General features: G+C 33.8%; 21 protein-coding genes. 9 read left to right on the top strand and 12 right to left on the bottom strand.

The window, feature by feature from the left end; all coding sequences use genetic code 11:
- The 5 genes from ytzI to qoxA all read right to left on the bottom strand — a co-directional run bounded on the left by ytzI (position 1) and on the right by qoxA (position 4,034).
- The gene (gene ytzI, locus J5Y03_RS18600; RefSeq protein WP_209407492.1) at positions 1 to 141 is read right to left on the bottom strand and encodes a YtzI protein; all 141 of its coding nucleotides are present in this window, start codon (positions 139 to 141) and stop codon (positions 1 to 3) included.
- Positions 142 to 237: 96 nt separating this feature from the next.
- The gene (gene qoxD, locus J5Y03_RS18595; RefSeq protein WP_209407491.1) at positions 238 to 522 is read right to left on the bottom strand and encodes a cytochrome aa3 quinol oxidase subunit IV; all 285 of its coding nucleotides are present in this window, start codon (positions 520 to 522) and stop codon (positions 238 to 240) included.
- Between the two features lies 1 nt (position 523).
- Positions 524 to 1,120 (bottom strand): cytochrome aa3 quinol oxidase subunit III, encoded by a 597-nt coding sequence (qoxC, locus tag J5Y03_RS18590; RefSeq protein ID WP_209407507.1) that lies wholly within the window; start codon positions 1,118 to 1,120, stop codon positions 524 to 526.
- A 3-nt stretch (positions 1,121 to 1,123) separates the two neighbouring features.
- Positions 1,124 to 3,067 carry a cytochrome aa3 quinol oxidase subunit I gene (gene qoxB / locus J5Y03_RS18585; RefSeq protein ID WP_209407490.1) on the bottom strand — a complete coding sequence of 648 codons (1,944 nt, stop codon included), beginning with the start codon at positions 3,065 to 3,067 and terminating at the stop codon, positions 1,124 to 1,126.
- A 64-nt stretch (positions 3,068 to 3,131) separates the two neighbouring features.
- Positions 3,132 to 4,034 carry a cytochrome aa3 quinol oxidase subunit II gene (gene qoxA, locus J5Y03_RS18580; RefSeq protein ID WP_209407489.1) on the bottom strand — a complete coding sequence of 301 codons (903 nt, stop codon included), beginning with the start codon at positions 4,032 to 4,034 and terminating at the stop codon, positions 3,132 to 3,134.
- Between the two features lie 440 nt (positions 4,035 to 4,474).
- Between qoxA and pdxR the strand changes: the two genes are divergently transcribed.
- The 3 genes from pdxR (at position 4,475) to deoC (ending at position 8,541) form a co-directional block, all read left to right on the top strand.
- Positions 4,475 to 5,905, top strand: a complete 1,431-nt coding sequence (pdxR, locus tag J5Y03_RS18575) for a MocR-like pyridoxine biosynthesis transcription factor PdxR (protein ID WP_209407488.1) — start codon at positions 4,475 to 4,477, stop codon at positions 5,903 to 5,905.
- 481 nt (positions 5,906 to 6,386) lie between these two features.
- Positions 6,387 to 7,898 carry an aminotransferase class I/II-fold pyridoxal phosphate-dependent enzyme gene (locus tag J5Y03_RS18570; RefSeq protein ID WP_209407487.1) on the top strand — a complete coding sequence of 504 codons (1,512 nt, stop codon included), beginning with the start codon at positions 6,387 to 6,389 and terminating at the stop codon, positions 7,896 to 7,898.
- Complete coding sequence (gene deoC / locus J5Y03_RS18565) at positions 7,876 to 8,541, top strand: deoxyribose-phosphate aldolase (RefSeq protein ID WP_209407486.1); 666 nt, start codon at positions 7,876 to 7,878, stop codon at positions 8,539 to 8,541. The genes J5Y03_RS18570 and deoC overlap by 23 nt, the downstream gene beginning before the upstream one ends.
- Before the next feature lie 170 nt (positions 8,542 to 8,711).
- Here deoC and J5Y03_RS18560 read toward each other — a convergent pair whose 3' ends face one another.
- A complete protein-coding gene (locus J5Y03_RS18560; RefSeq protein ID WP_209407485.1) occupies positions 8,712 to 10,055 on the bottom strand; it encodes a hypothetical protein in 1,344 nt (447 codons plus the stop codon).
- Between the two features lie 262 nt (positions 10,056 to 10,317).
- On the opposite strand from J5Y03_RS18560, the gene J5Y03_RS18555 reads away from it, so the two are divergent.
- From J5Y03_RS18555 to J5Y03_RS18540, 4 genes are all read left to right on the top strand, one after another.
- On the top strand, positions 10,318 to 10,743 hold the full coding sequence (locus J5Y03_RS18555) for a DMT family transporter (protein WP_209407484.1): 426 nt from the start codon (positions 10,318 to 10,320) through the stop codon (positions 10,741 to 10,743).
- Positions 10,744 to 10,785: 42 nt separating this feature from the next.
- Entirely contained in the window at positions 10,786 to 11,484 is a 699-nt protein-coding gene (locus J5Y03_RS18550; protein WP_209407483.1) for a Crp/Fnr family transcriptional regulator, read from the top strand.
- A gap of 86 nt (positions 11,485 to 11,570) precedes the next feature.
- Positions 11,571 to 12,035, top strand: a complete 465-nt coding sequence (locus J5Y03_RS18545; RefSeq protein WP_209407482.1) for a DMT family transporter — start codon at positions 11,571 to 11,573, stop codon at positions 12,033 to 12,035.
- A 58-nt stretch (positions 12,036 to 12,093) separates the two neighbouring features.
- On the top strand, positions 12,094 to 12,804 hold the full coding sequence (locus J5Y03_RS18540) for a YjjG family noncanonical pyrimidine nucleotidase (RefSeq protein WP_209407481.1): 711 nt from the start codon (positions 12,094 to 12,096) through the stop codon (positions 12,802 to 12,804).
- Between the two features lie 164 nt (positions 12,805 to 12,968).
- Here J5Y03_RS18540 and J5Y03_RS18535 read toward each other — a convergent pair whose 3' ends face one another.
- On the bottom strand, positions 12,969 to 15,188 hold the full coding sequence (locus J5Y03_RS18535) for an RNA degradosome polyphosphate kinase (RefSeq protein WP_209407480.1): 2,220 nt from the start codon (positions 15,186 to 15,188) through the stop codon (positions 12,969 to 12,971).
- A gap of 247 nt (positions 15,189 to 15,435) precedes the next feature.
- Positions 15,436 to 16,965 (bottom strand): Ppx/GppA family phosphatase, encoded by a 1,530-nt coding sequence (locus J5Y03_RS18530; protein WP_209407479.1) that lies wholly within the window; start codon positions 16,963 to 16,965, stop codon positions 15,436 to 15,438.
- Between the two features lie 251 nt (positions 16,966 to 17,216).
- Between J5Y03_RS18530 and J5Y03_RS18525 the strand changes: the two genes are divergently transcribed.
- Both J5Y03_RS18525 and J5Y03_RS18520 read left to right on the top strand, forming a co-directional pair.
- Positions 17,217 to 17,429 carry a hypothetical protein gene (locus J5Y03_RS18525; RefSeq protein ID WP_209407478.1) on the top strand — a complete coding sequence of 71 codons (213 nt, stop codon included), beginning with the start codon at positions 17,217 to 17,219 and terminating at the stop codon, positions 17,427 to 17,429.
- A 369-nt stretch (positions 17,430 to 17,798) separates the two neighbouring features.
- Complete coding sequence (locus J5Y03_RS18520; protein ID WP_209407509.1) at positions 17,799 to 18,089, top strand: hypothetical protein; 291 nt, start codon at positions 17,799 to 17,801, stop codon at positions 18,087 to 18,089.
- A gap of 108 nt (positions 18,090 to 18,197) precedes the next feature.
- Here the strand turns inward: J5Y03_RS18520 and J5Y03_RS18515 are convergent, their stop codons facing one another.
- The 4 genes from J5Y03_RS18515 to J5Y03_RS18500 all read right to left on the bottom strand — a co-directional run bounded on the left by J5Y03_RS18515 (position 18,198) and on the right by J5Y03_RS18500 (position 20,937).
- Positions 18,198 to 18,968 carry an ABC transporter permease gene (locus J5Y03_RS18515; protein ID WP_209407477.1) on the bottom strand — a complete coding sequence of 257 codons (771 nt, stop codon included), beginning with the start codon at positions 18,966 to 18,968 and terminating at the stop codon, positions 18,198 to 18,200.
- A 1-nt stretch (position 18,969) separates the two neighbouring features.
- Positions 18,970 to 19,878 carry an ABC transporter ATP-binding protein gene (locus tag J5Y03_RS18510; protein WP_209407476.1) on the bottom strand — a complete coding sequence of 303 codons (909 nt, stop codon included), beginning with the start codon at positions 19,876 to 19,878 and terminating at the stop codon, positions 18,970 to 18,972.
- Positions 19,879 to 19,906: 28 nt separating this feature from the next.
- On the bottom strand, positions 19,907 to 20,104 hold the full coding sequence (locus tag J5Y03_RS18505; RefSeq protein WP_209407475.1) for a PLD nuclease N-terminal domain-containing protein: 198 nt from the start codon (positions 20,102 to 20,104) through the stop codon (positions 19,907 to 19,909).
- Between the two features lie 512 nt (positions 20,105 to 20,616).
- Positions 20,617 to 20,937: a DUF4870 domain-containing protein gene (locus J5Y03_RS18500; RefSeq protein ID WP_209407474.1), complete on the bottom strand. Its 321-nt coding sequence runs from the start codon at positions 20,935 to 20,937 to the stop codon at positions 20,617 to 20,619.
- Between the last annotated feature and the right edge of the window lie 455 nt (positions 20,938 to 21,392).

Genomic DNA, 21,392 nt, shown 5'->3' with positions numbered 1-21,392 from the left:
TTACTTTTCTCTATAATTCTTTTTAATATCATCTAGTTTATCTACTTTATGTTTAACACCATAGCCCATATTGACAGAAACAACAAATGCACCGAATACCGCGACAATTACAACTCCGCTAATAATATATACCCAAGTCAATGATTTAACCTCCTCATTATATACACTTAAAAACTTCTGTCGAATCTAGATGAGAAAAAATAGTGTCTATTGGATACGTAATTAGTTAATACAAAATTATGCATAACCCCAGATCATACAAAGTAATGTTCCGAAGACAGTAACAAGAGCAATAGCTAATGCATAGTAGATATTCGTATAGATTGCTCCTTTGTCTTTCGTTTCCCCAGCGTGCATAAACACGACTAGCTGGAGTCCTGCTTGAATAAATGCTGTTATTAACAGAATTGTCATGCCTGCCACAAATGATAGTTTAAAGTACAATACAACCAGTGCCATTCCAGTAAGAATCATTGAAAAAGCAAAACCTTTCACTTGTTTCAAAGGGAATAATTCTTTCATATTACATCATTCCTTTCAAATAAACGAAGCTGAAAATGAAAATCCATACGACGTCTAAGAAATGCCAATAAAGAGAAAAGATGAATGATTTATTAGCTACCTCAGGAGTCAGACCTCGTTTTTTAATTTGTAGGATAATAAATAACCCCCAGAAAAAGCCAAGTGTAACGTGAGCACCATGTATTCCTAATGTTGTTAATAGAATTGCTGTAAATGCGCTAGTTTGTAGTCCCGCACCAATATGAACATAGTGAACGAACTCTGAAATCTCAAAGGATAAAAATACTAATCCAAGAAGAAGTGTTATAGCAAAGAAGATTATCACTGCTGTTTTTCTACCTAAACGCATAGCGTGAATACCAAGTCCGATAACGAAACTACTTGTTAACAGTACGATTGTTTCAATTAATACAGGTGTAATTTCGAATATTTCAGCCCCTGTAGGACCGTTTCCAGTACGATTAACTAACGTAAAGTACGACGCGAAAAGTGTTCCAAAAAGCATAATTTCTGCTCCAAGAAAAATCCAAAATCCTAAAATATTAATCTGGTTTTGTTCTGTTTTATATTCTAAAGGGAGCGAGTTATCTATTTTCATCATTTACGCACCTCGTAATTCTTTTTCTGTTTCTTCAATTTCTTCAATGGAAATGTAATGTCCATGATCAATCTCGAATGAACGATGAGCCATACAGACAAAAATTCCGAGTGTAGTAATGATGACAGGAATCCACATACTGAATATGAATGAAAATCCCCATGCAAAGATGAGACAACTCATGATAAATGGGACACCACTGTTATTTGGCATATGGATCTTCTTATATTTACCTTTGAATAATGAAGACCCCTTTTGCTTAGCATCCCAAAATGCTTCAATAGAATCTGCTTCTGGAATAATCGCAAAGTTATACGCTGGTACTGGGTTATGTGTAGCCCATTCAAGAGAACGTGCATCCCAAGGATCTGAACTAATATTTCGAGATGAGTAACGGAAACTATAATAAATGTTATAAACAAGCAATACAAAGCCTACTGCAAGGCCAAGTGCTCCGATAAATGACAACAGATTCAAAGGTCCAAATCCTGTAGACGCAGAGTATGTGTACATTCGGCGTGCCTGACCGTTTAAACCAGCAAAGAACATTGGGAAAAATGTTACGTTAAAGCTGATTGCGATAAACCAGAATGCCCATTTCCCGATTCTTTCGTTCAGCATGAAGCCGAACATTTTTGGCCACCAGTAAGTAAGCCCAGCAATCATTGCAAATACAACGCCAGGAATAATTGTGTAGTGGAAATGAGCTACTAAAAACATCGTATTGTGGTACTGGTAGTCAGCAGCGGACATTCCAAGCATAACTCCAGTAACTCCACCAATTGTGAAAATTGGTATAAAGCCTACTGAATATAACATTGGAACGGTAAATTCAATTTTTCCTCTCCAAAGAGTCAATATCCAGTTGAATATCTTGATTCCTGTTGGAATAGCAATTGCCATCGTCGTAATCGAGAATATACTGTTCGTTAATGCTCCTTGACCCATTGTAAAGAAATGGTGTGTCCATACTAAAAACGAAAGAAACGAGATGATGACCATTGAGGCAACCATCGATTTATAACCGTACAAGTTACGACGTGCAAAGGTTGAGATGATCTCACTATAAACGCCAAATGCAGGTAAAATTAAGATATAAACCTCAGGATGACCCCAAACCCAGAATAAGTTTGCCCAAAGCATATCCATCCCACCATTTGTCGTAGTAAAGAAATTTGTTCCAAATAGTCGGTCCATGGTTCCCATTAAAAGTGCGACTGTTAAGACAGGAAAAGCAAAAACAACAATCGCATTAGCAGTTAAGGCAGACCAAGTGAAAATTGGCATTTTCATTAATGTTATGCCAGGTGCTCTCATTTTAAGGATGGTAGTGATGAAGTTGATTCCGGACAATAATGTACCAAGTCCAGCGATCTGAAGGGCGATCATATAATAGTTTGTTCCGACAGATTCACTTAATTTGTTCCCTGCAAGTGGGAAATACGAAGTCCATCCCGCATCAGGAGAACCTCCTATAACGAAAGATATGTTGAATAACATTGCACCCATAAAGAATAACCAGAAACTTAAAGCGTTTAAACGTGGGAACGCTACGTCACGTGCTCCAATTTGTAATGGAACGACGAAGTTCATAAGCGCATAGATAAACGGCATAGCCATAAAGATAATCATAACAATCCCGTGAGTAGTGAAAACTTCATTATAATGATCTGCACTAAGAAGTGTGTTATCAGGTACAGCGGTTTGGGCACGCATCATAATCGCATCTACGCCACCACGGAATAACATTAATAAGGCAGATAATAAATACATAATACCGATTCGTTTATGATCAACGGTTGTTAACCATTCACGCCATAAATAGCCCCATTTTTTAAAATACGTTAAGCCTGCAACGATTGCGATTACTGTAAGACCAATCGCGATCATGGATGCATAAATTGCTATATTTGGGTGAGGAATGGCAAATCTATCAAAGAATTTCATTTTTACGTTACTCCTTTCAGAAATAAGCTTCTAAATTATTAGTAATCTTCTAATTTTGAGAAACTTAGTGATTCATGTGGTCAGTAAGTTCTTCTTTAGAATTCTTTTGGATATCACTTGAACTATGGTTATGCCCACCATTTTCTCCTGTTTTAGGTGGTAGGTATTTTAAATGAGTTCCTATGAAAGTTAATTGTCCAAGATGACCTGGTTCTAATAATTTAGTAAATTTTTCTTTTGTAAGAGGTTTAGCAGTTTTTTTAACATCTTTTACCCATTTATCAAAATTACTTTCAGGCATTGCTTTAACATTGAAAGTATTTTCAGCAAATCCTTTACCACTGAAGTTTGCATTTCGGCCCATGTATTCACCTGGCACGTCAGCAACTAAGTTTAATGTAGTAACCATGTCTGACATTGCGTATTTCTGTCCGCCTAGTTGTGGAATCCAGAAACTTGTGATGGGTCCGTCGGAATAAAGTTTAAATTCAAGTGGTCGAACTGTTGGGATATAAAGATAGTTAACTGTCTCAATATTTTCTTCGGGATAGCTAAAATGCCATTTCCAGTCAGAGGATGTAGCATAAATGATTAATGGTTTTTTCTGCTCATATCCTTTTGGTACTGACTCAACTTTATTGTTACTTTGAACTGAAACAATTGAAAGAAAAGCAATGATCAAAACTGGAATCCCGACGCAAATAGATTCAACAACTGCACTTCCCTTAATGTAAGGAGGTTTGTAATCTTTACTTTGTTTAGACGCTCGGTATTTTACTAACATATAAGCTAGCATGACAAAAACAACTAATACAATAAAAGCCATGATTGAAATGGATAGCATGATATCCTTGGCTTGAGTTTGAGCTTGGGGCCCTTTAGGATCTAAAACCATTAGTGGTTTGCATCCTGTTAACATAGCGATAGTAGAGAAAAAGATTGTTAATTTAGCCCAATTTTTTTTCATAAAGAAACTCCCTTCTTTTGGGTTTGAGAGTTTCATAACGTAAATAATGATTATATCTGATTCACAATTGGTTCCAATATTAGAGCCAGAAAAATTGAAAGTCAATAATATGAGATAAGTGTCACAAAGTGTTCACAATGGAAAAAATTCTTAATTTACCTAATTTGGGACTGAAATATGATTTGTAAATCTTCTTCCATTCATTGGGAATTCTCGGTTTAAGCTGACCGAGTAATGATCTATTTTTGCTATAAATTAAGTTGTTTTCAAAAGTGGATGGTCAAATTTTTACTAAAGTGGATGAGGTATACTATTCAATATCGTGTATAATATTTAGATAATTTAAAGCTAGAAGAGATCTTTATAACAGTTTGAAATAGGAAATTAAGAATGACCTAATTCGAGTAAAATACAATTCTAAATAGTAAGGAAGGTAGAAGATGGATTGGAGACCAGATCGTAAAGGAAAAAAAGCTATTTATAAGCAACTTGCTGAATTTATTGAAGATGGCATAGTAGATGGTACATTTCCGCCTGATAAACCACTACCTTCTGAAAGGCATTTAGCTAAGGAATTTAACTTAAATAGAAGTACGGTTGTTGCTGCATATGATGAACTGGAATCAAATGGACTTATTGAAAGAAATAGAGGTAGCGGAACCACTATCAGTAAAGATATTTGGGGAATTACGAAGAAGCGTATTCCGAGTTGGAACAGGTACATTGAAGCTGGATCTTTTTTACCGAATTTACCGGTGAACCAGAAAATTCGTAAAAAAACGGTAGAACATAAGGTAATTAATTTAGCAAGCGGAGAACTGTCAGAAGATCTTTTGCCAATGAAATCATTAAGAGAAATTACGTCGACTAGATCATTTATTGGAAGCTTAGGATATGATCATCCTCAGGGCTACGAGATACTGAGAAAAACCATCGCAAAACATGTTAAACAGTTTCGAAAAATTGATACGGATTCATCATCCATCTTAATCACATCAGGTGCACAACAAGCCTTATACTTAGTCGTTCAATGTTTGCTAAAGCCAGGGGATTCCGTAGCGATAGAGGACCCATCATATGCATACAATCTTCCAATTTTTAAATCGGCAGGGATTAAACCATTTTTATTACCAGTAGATGATCATGGAGTAAATCCAGATGATTTACTGGAATTACATAAAAAACATAGAATTAGAATGATATTCTTAAATCCATCCTTTCAAAATCCAACTGGGGCTTTTCTCAGTATGGAAAGACGTAAGGCCATTTTGGATATATCTTCTGAATACGGTATCCCTGTTATTGAAGACGATCCATATAGTTTAACGTCATTTACTGGTGAAGAGGTCTCAACATTAAAATCAATGGATGTACATGGAAATGTTTTATATATCAGTTCATTATCAAAGATTGTTGCTTCTGGATTACGAATTGGCTGGATTATTGGTCCAAAACCAGTTATAGGGAGATTATCGGATGCAAAACAACAAATTGATTTTGGTCATGCAGGTTTTACACAATGGATTGCAAATGACTTTTTAGAAACTGAAAATTTCCATTTACATATCAAAAAATTAGTCAAACAGCTAGAAAAACGAAGAGATCAGATCGTCAAAAGTCTCCACTTCTATTTAAAAGATCAAGTTGAATTCACTATTCCTCAAGGAGGAATTCATATATGGTGCAAGTTAAAGAAAGAAGTTAATGAAGCCCAATTATTAGAAGAATCCATCAAAAGAGGAGTCATCTTTGCACCTGGTTCAACGATGGGATCTAAAAAGGGATATGTTCGTTTTACCTTTGCAAGAGAAGATGAGAAATCAATCGATGAAGGGATAAAACGATTTTCAGAGGCACTGAATTCTATTTAAATTAAGTGCTTCTGAAAATCGTACTTCTAAAATAGGATCATGATTATCTATCATGGTTCTTTTTTTGTTTATTGGTTATAAAGATTGTTGTTTTTAAAAGTTAAAGGATAAGAAGTTGATTCGGGCGGAAGGTGCGAGACTCCTATGGGAATAGCGGGAAGGCTGAGACCCCGCAGGCTTGCTGAGGAGGCTCAGCTCACGCCCCATGGAAAGCGAGTATCCTGGAGTTGTAATCAACTAACGAATTCTTAAATAGCAACAAAGTTAATGGATGGTGAAAAAAGTACATAAATGGATGGTCTTAAATTTTTTAAAATCCTTATAATGAAGTTGTGGAATTGATCCAGTGATTCATAACGTTAAATAATGAGTATCTTTTCGTGTGAAATGATTCACAATTATCCTTCACATGAATAGGTTTAATCGTCTATTTCACAATGATTAACTTCATCTTGTGAGATGAGAAAGGGTGTGTGATAAATTGTATTCTCAATTCAACACTCCATTATTTACAGCTTTAAAAAAACATGCAGAAAATAATCCAATACAATTTCATATCCCCGGACACAAAAAAGGGAAAGGGATGGATCCGGAATTTAAAGAGTTTATTGGTGAAAATGCTCTTTCGATTGATTTAATAAATATCGGTCCCTTAGATGATTTGCATCTACCAAAAGGGATTATTCAACAGGCTCAAGAATTAGCTGCTAAAGCATTTGGTGCGGATTATACTTTTTTCTCTGTACAGGGGACGAGCGGTGCAATTATGGCTATGATTATGTCGGTTTGCGGACCTGGAGATAAAATTTTAGTGCCTCGAAATGTTCATAAATCGATTATGAGTGCGATCGTTTTTTCAGGTGCTGTTCCTATTTTCATTCATCCAGAGGTAGATTCAAAGTTTGGTATTTCTCATGGTATAACGCCAGATTCTATTGAAAAAGCATTAACACTACATCCAGATACGAGAGCAGTTCTCGTGATCAATCCAACTTATTACGGTATTTCTGGTGACTTGAAAAGAATAGTGAACATCGCCCATTCTCGAGATATTCCTGTACTTGTAGACGAGGCACATGGCGCTCATATTCATTTTCATAAAGAACTGCCACTTTCTGCTATGGAGGCAGGAGCTGACATGGCTGCAACAAGTGTGCATAAATTAGGGGGCTCCCTTACTCAAAGTTCTATATTAAACTTGCGCGGAGATCTTGTTTCTCCTAAGCGGGTACAATCGATTTTAAGTATGCTGACAACAACATCCACCTCTTATTTATTGCTTGCTTCATTAGATGTTGCTAGAAAATCGTTAGCTACTAAAGGTCAAACATTACTTGAGGATACCATTCGAAAAGCGGAAAAAACACGAGAGCAAATTAACAAAATTCTACATCTTTATTGTATGGGGAGTGAAATTTTGGAATCAAGTGCTGCGGTGGCAATGGATCCAACAAAGCTTCTAATATCAGTAAAAGGGCTAGGTATTACGGGATATAAAGCCGAAAAATGGCTTCGAAATAGATTTAATATCGAAATCGAGTTATCGGACCTATATAACATACTTTGTATTGTGACAGCTGGTGACTCACAAGAGGATTTAGGAACACTTGTACAAGCTTTAACAGAACTTTCTAATGAGAATAAAATTTTTGCAGATAAAAGGATAGATAGTTCCGTATTATTACCTGAAATTCCATCACTAGAGCTTACTCCACGTGATGCTTTTTACGCTGAAACGGAAGTGATTCCATTTGAACAGTCTGTTGGTAGAATAATCGCTGAGTTTGTTATGGTATATCCACCAGGAATCCCTATCTTTATACCTGGTGAAAAGATTACTGAAGAAAATGTAATGTATACGAGAATAAATATTGAAGCTGGTCTTCCAGTTCAAGGTGCAGAAGATGCTGAACTAAAAACAATTCATGTAATAAAAGAACAAAATCATATTCTAAAAGGTGGCGAAAGAGTTGGACTATACAAAACTAATTGACCATACATTGCTTACACCCAAAACTGATAAAGCAGGGATAATTAAGTTATGTAATGAGGCAATGGAATACGGATTCGCTTCAGTATGCGTAAATCCTACATGGGTAAAATTATCTGCGGAACTCTTAAGCAAATCTGATGTCAATGTATGTACAGTAATAGGATTTCCATTAGGTGCCAATACTCCTGATACAAAAGCATTTGAAACAAAAAATGCGATTGAAAATGGGGCAACAGAAGTAGATACAGTGATTAATATAGGTGCCTTAAAGGATCAAAACTATGAGCTTGTTGAAAAAGATATCCGAGCTGTTGTGGATGCTGCAAAAGGAAAAGCTTTAGTCAAAGTTATTATAGAAGCATGTTTATTAACGAACGAAGAAATAAAAATGGCTTGTAAATTGTCAGTAAAAGCGGGAGCATTCTATGTTAAGACTTCAACAGGTTTTTCATTAAATGGAGCAACCCTTAAAGATGTTGCTTTAATGAGAGAAACGGTGGGGGCAACCATTGGAGTTAAGGCCTCAGGAGGTGTCCGTGATCTGAATGATATAGAAGCAATGGTTAATGCAGGCGCATCTAGGGTTGGTACTAGTTCAGCGGTTGAAATATTTTCAGATATCAATGTAAAGCCGTCGTATTGATAATAGCTTACCATAATATGTCAGGGAATAAGTGTGGGCATTAGAATACTTGGGGATTTTATATAGTAAATAAATACAATTTTATTAAAGCTAAATAAAAGAAGAACCACAAGTAACAACCAAATTTATGTTGTTGTTTGTGGCTCTTTTTCTTTTAACGATGAAGGGGATTAATATCCAGTTTTATCTTTCATTCTCCAATTCCCATATGAAAACAAAATTCCAATACTAACAACAATAATAAACCCAGTAATGAGTAGATTAGTAAACATCAGATCTTTATACTGGCTACTCTTTCCTGTAACGATTAAAAAAACTTGATTGAATGGAATATGACTTAAGTAACTGCTTAACAAGATGAGTAGAGCTAAAATAGTTTGATTGATCATCCTACCTAATTTCGACCAGCGATTGCGCAATAATAGGCTTGAATCTTTATAGGATTCTGAAGCAGCGTAAGCTAAACGATTCAACGTTCTAGTTTGTAAAGAGCTGAAAAAGCCGATGAAAAAACCACCGATTGGTATTGTCCATGGAATTAAAGTTAATAATAGGCCACAGAAAGATCCAACACTTATTACGGATAAAGGATGAATACGATTGAACTTCTTAACAATTTTTCCTCCTAAAAATAAAGAGAAGATAATTCCAAGTCCATATGGTAGATAAATACCATAGGTCACGAAATGATTGCTTTTTTGGGATAGAGCATAAAATGTTCCGTAAAGTAAGAAAAAGTTAGCTGTCATCCCTTGAATAAATGCAAAAAAGTGAATGTATTTTGGTAAATGAAACCGAACTTTGAATTTTTTCATCATTAAGGTTAGTATTGCTAATACTGTAAGAGATCCGATTAAGAGAAGTACTATAAAAATTTGTAAATCAGTTTTTCGAGTAGCTTTAATGATGAAAATAAGAGCCGTAAATATTATAAAAATAATAAAGGATTTTACCCTAAAATTATAAATTGGATTTACAGCTATTTCGTATTGTGGCATCTGTCTCAACGAAATAAAACAAATTGAAAGTGCGATTCCACAAATTAAAAAAGCCAAATTTGAATAATGAGAATGAGCTGTAAACAAAACTAATGGAACGATAATAAGCGCAGTTAATAATGCGAATAAAAAGTGTGCTCCTTTCATTTTCCTCCCATAAAAAGACTTTTCATGAAACTGAATAGTAGTATAGAGAGGAAGTAAGATGCCCGTTGCAGTCCCCATGAGAACGGCAGCCAGTTCAATCCACATAGGTGAAAGTGGCGCTAAAACTCCGCAAAAAGCTCCAACCGTTGCTATTGCTATAAAAGTTAACAATAATTCTCGAGCCTTTATTTTTGTTTGAAACGAATTGATGAGAAAAGGGCCCGTATACTTAAAGGTATAAAAGATAATAAGAGGAAACCAACCATTCAAGATTGTATGGTAAGAATTTCCGATAATGATAAAAAGAAAATAAGGTAGAAATGTAATTGTATTCATTAGAGCATATGTAAAATAATTGAATCGGATCATAATGTGAGCCTCTTTATGTTTTGTTGTTTTTTGCTAAAAATTTTTTGAATGTATCGTACTACAAATTAATTATATAAATAGATTTTATGTTACCAAACTTATATTAAATTAAAGTTTGGTAAAAATCACCTTTCAAGATAGTTTTGTCTTAGAGGTGATTATTTATTTTTAAAAAAATTCGATAAGCTGAGGACATATGTCCTACCCAAATGACTTGGAACTATCTTTTAATGAAAGAGAGATCAAGATTGGGGAGAGAGATATGAGAGGACTATTATTTACGTTTTTAGGTGGGGCACTAATTACTTTGCAAGGAGTTGCTAATGCTAGAATTAGCCATGATATTGGTACTTGGCAAACAGCGACGATTACACAGTTCACCGGATTTATTACGGCTTTATGTATCTTGATCTTCGTTCGAGATGGAAAATGGAAAAGGTTTAAACAAGTGAAGCCTTTATATTTATTAGGAGGAGCATTTGGAGCTGTCGTTATTTTTAGTAATGTTACTGCTATTCAGGCTATTGGTGTTACACTGACTATATCAACTTTACTCATCGCCCAGCTGATTCTGACCTTTTTAATTGATAGTAACGGATGGTTTGGTGTGGAAAAACAGCAGATGAAACTCCCGCAGTTCATCGGTATCGGAATGATGATAGTTGGTGTGATTATTTTAAGATATTGATCATTCATATAGAATGTTATAGGTGAAAGGCTGGAGCTGGTAATGAAAGAGCTAAAAGATCGTAAACAATTGGATTGTTTTTTACATGATTATCAAATAGAATCCATATTTAATGAACAATTACTACCACATTTGTCACTCTATAGCTTTGATCAAGGAGAACTCATCTGTTCCCAAGGAGAACCTTCGCACTATTTGTATGTACTTGTGAAAGGGAAATTAAAAGTGTATATAACTTCAGCGGAAGGAAAAACACTGATTGTCTCTTTTAAGACACCGCTTGAGATAATTGGAGATATTGAATATGTACAAGGGATTGATTTGATTAATACTGTTGAAGCAGTATCACCGGTTTTATTGATTGGTGTTCATTATAAATGGTTGAACAAGTACGGGAAAGATTATTTACCTTTGTTGCATTTCTTACTAGATGTCATTACACAAAAGTTCACAATTAAATCCTACGCAATGAGCTTCAACTTAATGTATCCAGTAGAAGTACGCTTGGCAAGTTATCTGTTATCTGTTTCTTTTGATGAATCGGATACTAAATTTAAAGGGCAGGTAAACACAGTCAGTCTAACGGATGTAGCGAATTTAATTGGAACTAGCTATAGGCATCTAAATCGGGTAATTCTACAGTTCTGTAAAGAAGGGTTAATTAAGCGCCAGAAAGGGTTCGTTCTTGTAAAGGATAGAGAAGGATTAAGAGCTATAGCAGGTCATAATATTTACGAATAACTGATTCCGCTGAAAGGTAGCGGATTCTTGAGGATATAAAAAAACGCACCATCAGAAAAAAATCAGCAGATGGGAGAGTATAGATTATGATTCTAGGATTATTATTTGCATTTATCGCAGGATCGCTGGTTGGTTTGCAAAATATATTCAATAGTAAAGTGAATGAACGAGCGGGATCTTGGGCAACAACGACGTTAGTGTTAGGTATGGGATTTGTAGCTTCACTAATGTTTGGTCTACTTTTTGAAGGGAAACATCTATTTATCTTGCAAAATATGAAGCCATGGTACTGGTTCAGCGGTATAATTGGGGTTGGAGTGGTAACCTGTATTGTGAACGGGATAAGGCTACTTGGTCCAACGTATGCCATCTCGATTGTTTTCACATCACAGCTTGGGTTTGCTTTATTATGGGACTCCATGGGCTGGTTAGGTTTGGAGAAGGTTCCTTTTACTCCTAAACAGTTAATAGGTGTACTAGTTATAGTTAGTGGTATTTTACTATTTAAAATAGGCGGCTTACGCCAGAATCAAGTGTCTAAGATGACGTAGAAGAATTTGATGATTATAATGTTATAGAAAGACAAAAGTAGAATATGGAGAGATCACGTTGAAAAACTACAAAACTTTACTATTTGATATAGATAATACACTATTAGATTTTACTGCGTCAGAAAAGGTAGCATTACACAGATTATTTGAGGGTCAAAATTTTCCATTAACACCCGAAGTCAAAACTCGTTACAAAACAATCAATCAAGGTCTTTGGACAGCTTTTGAGGAAGGGAAAATTGATCGTGATGAAGTAATGAATACTCGCTTTTCAATTTTATTTAAAGAATATGGTCTAGAGGTTGATGGCATCTCATTAGAAAAAACCTATCATAGCTACTTAAAAGAGGGACATCAGCTAATTAATGGGGCACTTGAATTAATTAAAGATATACAAAATCAATATGACTTATATATTGTTACAAATGGTGATTCTGAGACTCAATATAAACGCCTACATGATTCAGGCTTATATCCATTATTTAAAGATATTTTTGTTTCTGAAGACACTGGTTATCAAAAGCCAATGAAGGAATACTTTGATTATGTTTTTGAACGAATTCCTAATTTATCTGTAGAAAATACATTAATTATTGGGGATTCATTAAGTGCGGATATTAAAGGTGGACAGATGGCGGGAATTGACACGTGTTGGTTCAATCCTGAAATGATTCCAAATAATACTGGCATTCTTCCAACCTATGAAATTCAAAAGCTTGAAGAAGTTTATCGAGTTCTAAACTTAGAAAAAGCAGCGATAGGTCGTTAATACTTGTATAGAAAGAGCGTTTTTTGAAGAAACTTTTTTCAAAATCCGTTTTTTTTTTTTGTTTTGATAAGTGAGTGGATTAATAAGAAATAAAAAAGAGCAAAGAGAAAAGAGTGACTTTCAAAGCCACTCTAAAAAGTAAATTAATAAGATTCAGTGAAACATCAAGGATTCATGTTTTTCCATAAGTTAGATAATGAGAAATTTCCTAACTTAGCTAATTTATTTTTTAAATCAAACAGATGGAGTACATTCTTTTCTGTTGTATTGATGGAAGGGTTAAACATTTCGGATAACATGACCTGACTATTTACTTCGATTTCCCCTTCAGCTCGATCTACATACTGATATTGGCCAGAAGAGTCTTGTATACGTGCTTTGACATTATCTTTCAGCATTACGTTTAACCATTTTTGAATACGTTGCATTAATTGTGCATTGAGGATAGGGAATAGGATCTCAATGCGGTTCACCATGTTTCGGGTCATCAAGTCAGCAGATGATAAATATAGTTTCTCTTCTCCATTATGATGAAAATAATAGATTCTCGAGTGTTCTAAAAACATACCTACAATGCTTCGTACGGTAATATTTTCGCTGACGTCTTTTATGCCTGGACGTAAACAACAAATACCTCTCACAATTAAGTCAATCTTCACACCTGCATTAGAGGCTTCATATAATTTTAAAATAATTTGTTTGTCTGATAAAGAGTTCATTTTGGCAATGATATATCCATTTCCATATTGTTTATGATAAGCAATTTCTTGATTAATCAACTCTAATAATTTATCTCTTATTCCAAACGGTGATACTGATAAATGGTAATACTCGGGCATTTCAGTATGTCCACTTAGATAATTAAAAAAGTTGGTCGCGTCGATTCCTATTTTTTGATTCGACGTAATCAATCCCATGTCTGTATAGATTTTAGCTGTTGCATCATTGTAGTTTCCTGTTCCAAGATGGACAAAACGTTCAATTTGGTCATGTTTTCTGCGTACAACCAGAGTAATTTTACTGTGAGTTTTTAAGTGTGTTATACCGTATATGACGTGACAACCTGCTAGTTCTAATTCTTTAGCCCACTGAACATTATTTTCTTCATCAAAGCGAGCTTTTAATTCGACAAGGACAGTTACTTGTTTTCCTTTTTCAGCTGCTCTTTGTAGGCTTTTAATGATAGGTGAATCACCACTAACCCTGTAAAGAGTTTGCTTAATTGCTAGAACATCTGGATCATCAGCAGCACTGGAAATAAAATTTATTACCGGTTCAAATGATTCGTATGGATGATGAAGTAAAATATCTTGCTTCAAGGCAGTGGTAAAAATATCTTCTCCTCTATCTAAATCGAGAGGAGGCTTTGGAATGAATGGTGGCTGCGCTAAATGTTCATGTGTCGATTGAATACCTTTACAAAATGAAAAAAGAAACGTTAAATCGAGAGGTGACTCAACAAAATAAACATCTTTCTTATGGATTTCTAGCTCATCTATTAGGTACTCAATTAACTGCTCATCATTACAATCATGTTGTACTTCTAATCTGACACTTGCTCCCCACTTGCGTTTTTTAAGTTCCTCTTCTATTTCCTGCAATAGGTCTTCGGCTTCATCTTCATGAATGGTTAAATCTGCATTTCGAGTGATTCGAAAAGGAGTGACAGATTTTATATGATGTCCTTTAAATAATTTATGAATAAAATATGCAATGACTTGTTCTAAAAGAACAAAAGCTCTTGTTCCGTCTTCTCTAGGTAGCTCAATACAGCGATTGATCACAGCGGGAACTTGTACGATTGCTAATTTTCCATCGAAAGGGAATGCGCTTACTTTTTTGCCTTCTTTTTCCTTTATCACGACTGCTAGATTTAATGATTTATTTAGCAACATAGGAAAAGGACGGTAAGCATCAATAGCCATGGGGGTAAGAACAGGGAATAGCTGTTCATCAAAATATGTCTCTAAAAAAGACAAATCATTCGTATGTATTTCTGAAACGGGCATAATTTTTACCCGCTCTTTGGCTAATAAAGGGGTTAATTCATGTAAGTAAGTATAATCTTGCTTTTTAACAAGATCACATGTAATGTGAGAGATTTTAGTGAGTTGTTCTTTTGGTGTTAAACCCGCTTTGTTTTCATGTTTTTTATAACCAGCTTTGACTTGATCCTGTAAACCAGCAACCCGTACCATAAAAAATTCATCTAAGTTAGAGCTGAAAATAGCTAAAAATTTATACCGCTCTAATAGGGGATTACGTTTATCGATTGCTTCCTCTAGTACTCTTTGATTAAAAGAAAGCCAACTTAACTCTCTATTATTGTAAAAGGATGTGTTATCTAAATTGATTGCTAGTTTATCAGTGGTTGGTGTTTGCATAAACGTTACATCTCCCATGCTCTTTGACGATTAGTTTATAATTATTAATTCAATCAATATTACGATAACATGAATGCGTTAAAAGGAAATATATTCCTTTGTAAATTTATTGTAAATTTTGTTTATGCATTGTTTGAAAATTTAGTTTTGTTAAGGTGAAAAGAAGTATAAGATATCAATCCTACAATAAAAAAGTACGTATTCCAGTTATCTGAAACACGTACCTTATAAATCGTAGTCTTAGGTATTAGTAAGGTTCTGTGAAATTAAGAATAATAGCGACTTTCAAGAGTTTTTCTAGATGTTTTTTTTGTTTTTCCATCTGAAATTCTTCTGGCTTGTAGATACCTTGACATTGTATCGCTACTACCCAATTCGTATCATGAGCAGTAATCTTTATGCTGTTAACAATATTGCGTTTGGTTGTATTTAGGCTTTGAGATACTTTTAATATAGTTCCCAGTAAGGCTATTTTCTTTTGTTCGTCTTTTGTATACCAGTTTTTAAAGGGTTCTATATACTTACGTAATGTTCCTTTTCCTCTATAGGAGGCAATAAGAGCTAATTTTACACGTTCTTTATGAGATAAGCCGAGAATGGTTTGATTAGCCAATAAATGAAAAGTATGATGACTAATTGATTCTTCATTTACATTTTGTCCAAGATGAAAAAGAGGGGCTCCATATTGTAAGAATATGAGATCATCTTTAGTAAAATCTGAACCGATTCCTTCTGTATTTTTTATTTGTTCATAGAACATGTTAGCTATTTTAGTAATTTGCTTTGCATTTTCCGAATCGATATGAAGCATTTGGAGTAGTTCTTGGATACTATCCTCTAAAAGAGTAAATTGTCCATTAACCAAATTCTTCTTTTTATAAAGTAATCCTTCTCTTAGGCCCTTTCTACTTAACACAAAGCTTGTTGCCTTTGATATATCACTGATCACCTTAAACGCCTCTAGAGCTGGTAATATAGTATCTGCACGTTCCTTCGAGAGTCCTTCTACCTTTTGTAATTGATCAAATGATAAAAGTGTCAGTTTGTTCGTAACCTCTTGAAGTTCGGATACTGCCATCTCATATTGATGGATCCCTACAATTGGATAGTTGGTAGAACTTTGGTGAAGCTGAACAACATTTCGTGCACTTCCTCCAATTGCAATAATTGGAACTTGTTTATTAACTAACCAAGGAAGGTTTTCAAGTTGTGACTGAATATACTGCCCGATTTCCATGATTTCAAGGTGGGTAGGAATATCACCTTTCACAAACTGAAGTTTTAGCGATAGGGAACCGAATGGGAGGCTTTGATAATGAACTAGTTTGCGATTGCGGAAATACGTAATTTCCGTACTTGCTCCTCCCATATCGATTGTGATTCCTTCCTGTATATCCATAGACTGAATAACGGCCAAAAAACCATAATAGGATTCTTCGTACTCACTTAATAAAGTAGTAGTAAAACCAGTCTTTTCCTTAATAATCTGTATGATGTCTTCCTGATTACTTGCCTGCCGAATCGTTGCAGTAGCTACACAGAAGACATCTGTCACGTTATATTGTTGAATCATTATCCTGAAATTTTTAAGTGTATCTAGTAATAAGCTGATTCCTTTTTTGTTTAAGGCATGATGCTCATCCAAAAAGGTTCGAAGTCTTGCACTTACCTTAAAATTTTCAACTTCCTTCAACTGTCTTCCTGTAAAAGAATATTCATAAATCACAAGTCTAATGGTATTAGACCCAATATCGATAACGCCTACTTTTTCCTTCAATTCATCTATCACTCTTTTCACTTAAATTTTTTATGTCAATATATACTAATTTTTTCTTATACTGATTTTGGCAAGAAAGATAAGACTTTTTAAAAAAAGACTATCATTAACGTGACAGCATGTAAATAATCGTTTTCTACTAAATAATATCGACAAATAACTAGGGGTAATAAACTTTTAGATGTAATAAAGAAGGTTAATGCTAGTTTTTGTAGAAATAAGTACTCCAAAGAGAGGAGAGGAAATACAGAATGAAGGTAGTTTATTATATTGATGATCAAGTTATTTACAAAACAAAAACAGATGATTTAAAAGGATTAATCACGGCAATTGAAAAGTCGGATAAGTTAGCTATTCAACAGAAACTGTATTCTCTAGACCGTTTTCAATTAAGCTATTATAAAAGTGAAAAAGATCATTGGAAAGAAGAATTCATGGTGTTTTTAAAGAATCATGCTAAATAAAAGGAAATTAATATAAATGGAAGAGCAAGAGGCGTTAAGGCTATCTTGTTCTTTTTTTATTTTTGCAGACGTAAATTTCGAAAAATTTAAATATTTTGGTGAGAAATTGGTTATTTTAAACGAAGTATAGTGTAGATAGGTAAAACGAGGTGAGAGGATGGAAGAAGAGCGCATCATTGCCATGATAAAGATTGTTTGCAACCGACCATCGGTTTGTAAACGAGTAATTAAATAATTTTTTTCATGTATTAAAATCTATATTTTTCTAAAAATAAAAATGGGTGCATCATAAGAGCATTTGTTGATCGTCAGTATTCTTGATATTACAAAGGGATTAATAAACAATCCAAAATGAATGGAGGCAAATAAATGAACGGTAATTTTATTTTTGCTATTTTTCCGATTATAACTTTTTTATGTTATATAGCTCCGGTTATATTTTTCATTTGGTTTCTTTTAAAATTTTTAAAAGTTCAAAATGAAAGGAACCTTATATTGAAAAGTATATCTGGTAAGTTAGATAGACTAGAAAAGTTGGACATGCCAGACAAACTAGACAAACAAGAGAATCTAATTCAGGAAGAAAAGCCTGTAAAATTAGAGAAGCAAGATGAACAACATGAAGAACACCAAGAACATTTTGATAATCCCAATACTTAATTAGTGGATTTCTCTTTTTTAAGACTCACCATTTTTAAAGTAAGTTAAAAACCAGGATTTCTGATTTTAATAAGGAGTCCTGGTTTTTATTAATCAATGCACCTAAAATTAAATCTCTTGTTTATTGAGTAGATAACCACCCAATATGACAAAAAGTAAATTCAGTAGGATGACTACAATAAGTGGAGTAATAAAGATAATCGATTTTCCGATGATCAGATCGTTCGCATTTGTGACCAAATCACTTGGAAAGATTGAATCATGCTTCGTAAATAGAAATTGTGGAGTATTCATTATGATTAAATAAGCAACAAATGATAAAAAGCCTGATAAAATAGAACTTTTAATAAATGATGAAAAAAATAACGAGATCGAAATAACTAATAAAATAATAGGAATGTATAGTGCTATGGCTAATGTAACATTTGATAGATCAATCTGATTTTTATCAAACAGATTCGCTGTATAAAAAGTTGTTGCGATCATTCCAATGATAAAACTCAAGATCGTTAGAAGGGAGTATGCAGTCCATTTTGAAATAAAATAAGTAATCCGATTGATTGGTTTCGTTAAAACCATTGCAGCGACACCTTTTTCTCTTTCACCAGCAATAGTCCCCATTGAGACCAGAATAAGGATGATGATACCTAGACTTTCAAATTTTCCAAAAACGGTTGATAAAACTTCTGCAGCAGAAGGAATTGGGATATGAATAACAGTATCTTTCGGCAACCCATTTTTTATTATTTTAGGTAGAAGTTTCATCCCAATTGGATGGCTAATCATTAGAAATATAAAGGAAATAGGTACAATTAAAATTTTATGCATTTTGATAAATTCATAGATTTCTTTTTTTAACATAGAAAAATAATTAGACATATTAATTCACCAACCTTAAAAAGATATCCTCTAATGATGAAGACTCTATTTGATAGTTCGTAATGATCGCACCAGCGTTATGCAAGACCTTTGGTAAATGAATTTTGGCAATGTCGATATCTTTTACATTTATTTTATAGTGATTTGAAACTTCTTGAATGCTTACGATCCAATTTTCATTCTTTAATACACTTGATAAGTTTTCTACTGGTGCTAATAATTCAAAACTAATGATTGGGTGGGTATAACTTGCTTTCAAATCTTCTATTGTTGAAGAAAGAATAATTTCTCCTTTATCAATAATTATGATTTCATCTGCAATTTTTTCTACATCCTCAAGTATATGGCTCGACATAAAAATAACCATTTCTTTTTTTAGCTCTAATAGCAAGGTAAGTACTTCATGGCGTCCGATTGGATCTAATGCTGATACAGGTTCATCAAGAAATAACAATTTAGGCTTGTTAATTAATGATTGTGCTAAACCAAGTCTTTGCTTCATACCACCGCTATAACCGCCAATTTGACGATTTCGAGCATCCCAAATGCCACATTTTTTTAATAGTTCTTCTGTTCTTTCTTTAATCAAACGCTTGTCAAAGCCATAAAGTTCTCCAATAAAATGCATCCATTTTTCCCCAGTCATATAGTCATAAAAAGAAGGGTGCTGAGGAAGATAGCTAATGGATTTAAGAATTTTTTCCTTGTCTTTTACAATGTCATATCCTAATACTTTTACTTCACCACGTGTGGGTATTGCTAATCCCGTAAGAATCCTGATTGTAGTGGTTTTACCTGCACCATTGCCACCTAAAAAACCAAAACAACCATTTCCTTCAATATTAAAGTTTACGTTTTTTAAAGCTTGAACAGATTTAAATTCTTTGACTAAATTTTTACAAGAAATCATTAGACCAGTACCTCCTTTAAATGTGTCATTACTTCTTTTTTCCGATTGTTAAATATAAAATAGGTCCAATCGTATTAATAAATACAATGATTAAAACCCATAATATTTTATTTTCTCCTTTAATCGTTGACGCATCTCTTTTCACTAAATCAATAATGGATACAATGACTAAAATGAGCTGTAATATTAATAATGGTAAAACGATTAATGCTAAAGAATTACTCATCTTGTTTCTCCCCTTTTTAAAGATCATCTGACTAACTTATTTAAATATGTTCAGCTGCTGTTAAGATGGATCATATTGTTCCCTATTGAGAAGAATATATTTAGTTATTTAGTCAATTAACTAAATATATTAATAATATACAAAATAAATTCTGAATAAACAATATGTTTTTTCATAAATTCTTTTTTGAAAGGCAATGATATTTTTCAATATTGTTTTTGGAGTGGATTCTCGTGAGTATCAACAATGTTGTTTAACTGATTATTTTTAACTTTTGATAAAGAAGTTGATTGGAGCGGAAGGTGCGAGACTCCTGTGGGCTCACCGCCCGCCCCACGGAAAGCGAGCGTCCTGAAGCGGAAATCAACTTCCTTGTTAAATAGTAACAAAGATTACGAAACAGCTTTCTTTTTATGAAGAAGAAGGTTCTACAACATAAAAATTAGAAATTATAATTAATCTAATAGTCATTTCCATTTAAAAAGCACAGTCAGTCGACTATGCTTTTTAAATCATTCATTCGTTAAGATTTTAATTCCTTGAACAACATTCCATATTAAGACGATCAGATTTAAGATACCACTTAAGAGAAAACATGTAACGATTATTACTCCACTTGTTTCTATATTGTGATTTAACCATGCACTAATGGCGCCTGCACCTACAATCAGTAGAATAGATAGAAATGGAGCAAGGTGAGAGAGAAAAGCTCTTTTGGCATGGTATTTTGTGACGTTTTCTTTTACGACAAAGAACACAATAATCGGGAAGATAAAAGGTGCGAAAAACGTACTAAAATAGCACAATGAAGAGAGGACCTTTTCTAAGGACATGTTAATGCTCCTTTCCCATACAGTTAAAAGATTTTTTCTATTATACTATGTTGGTCATGTAGTAATTAGTAATTGTATTGTCCAATTTGTGCTTAATAATTGAATATTTAACTTAAAAAATGTCTGTTTTCGTATATATTGTTGATATTTTAGAATGCGTTAGTTGATACAACTCCAGGATACTGGCTTTCCGCGGGGCGGGGAGTGAACCTGTTCCTTGTTCCCTTCTCCCTATTCCCTGCTAATACGAGTTACAGATAATTTGTCGATTTTAATCATTTCCTGGAAAATAGGATAAATAATTTGAGGATTTTGTAGTTAAATTAAGGGACATTTTTTTGTAAACAAATTGTTGCATTTTGAATAAGATGGATTTATAATTATCTTGAATTAAAGATAATATTTTCTGCTATTTCCTTTGATTCGGTTAGCATAATAACTATTTAATTAAATTT

Source organism: Gottfriedia endophytica (genome assembly GCF_017814275.1).
GTDB classification, from domain to species: domain Bacteria; phylum Bacillota; class Bacilli; order Bacillales; family Bacillaceae_G; genus Gottfriedia; species Gottfriedia endophytica.
Note: the sequence above shows the minus strand (reverse complement) of the source record. Positions and strands in the feature narration are given on the sequence as shown.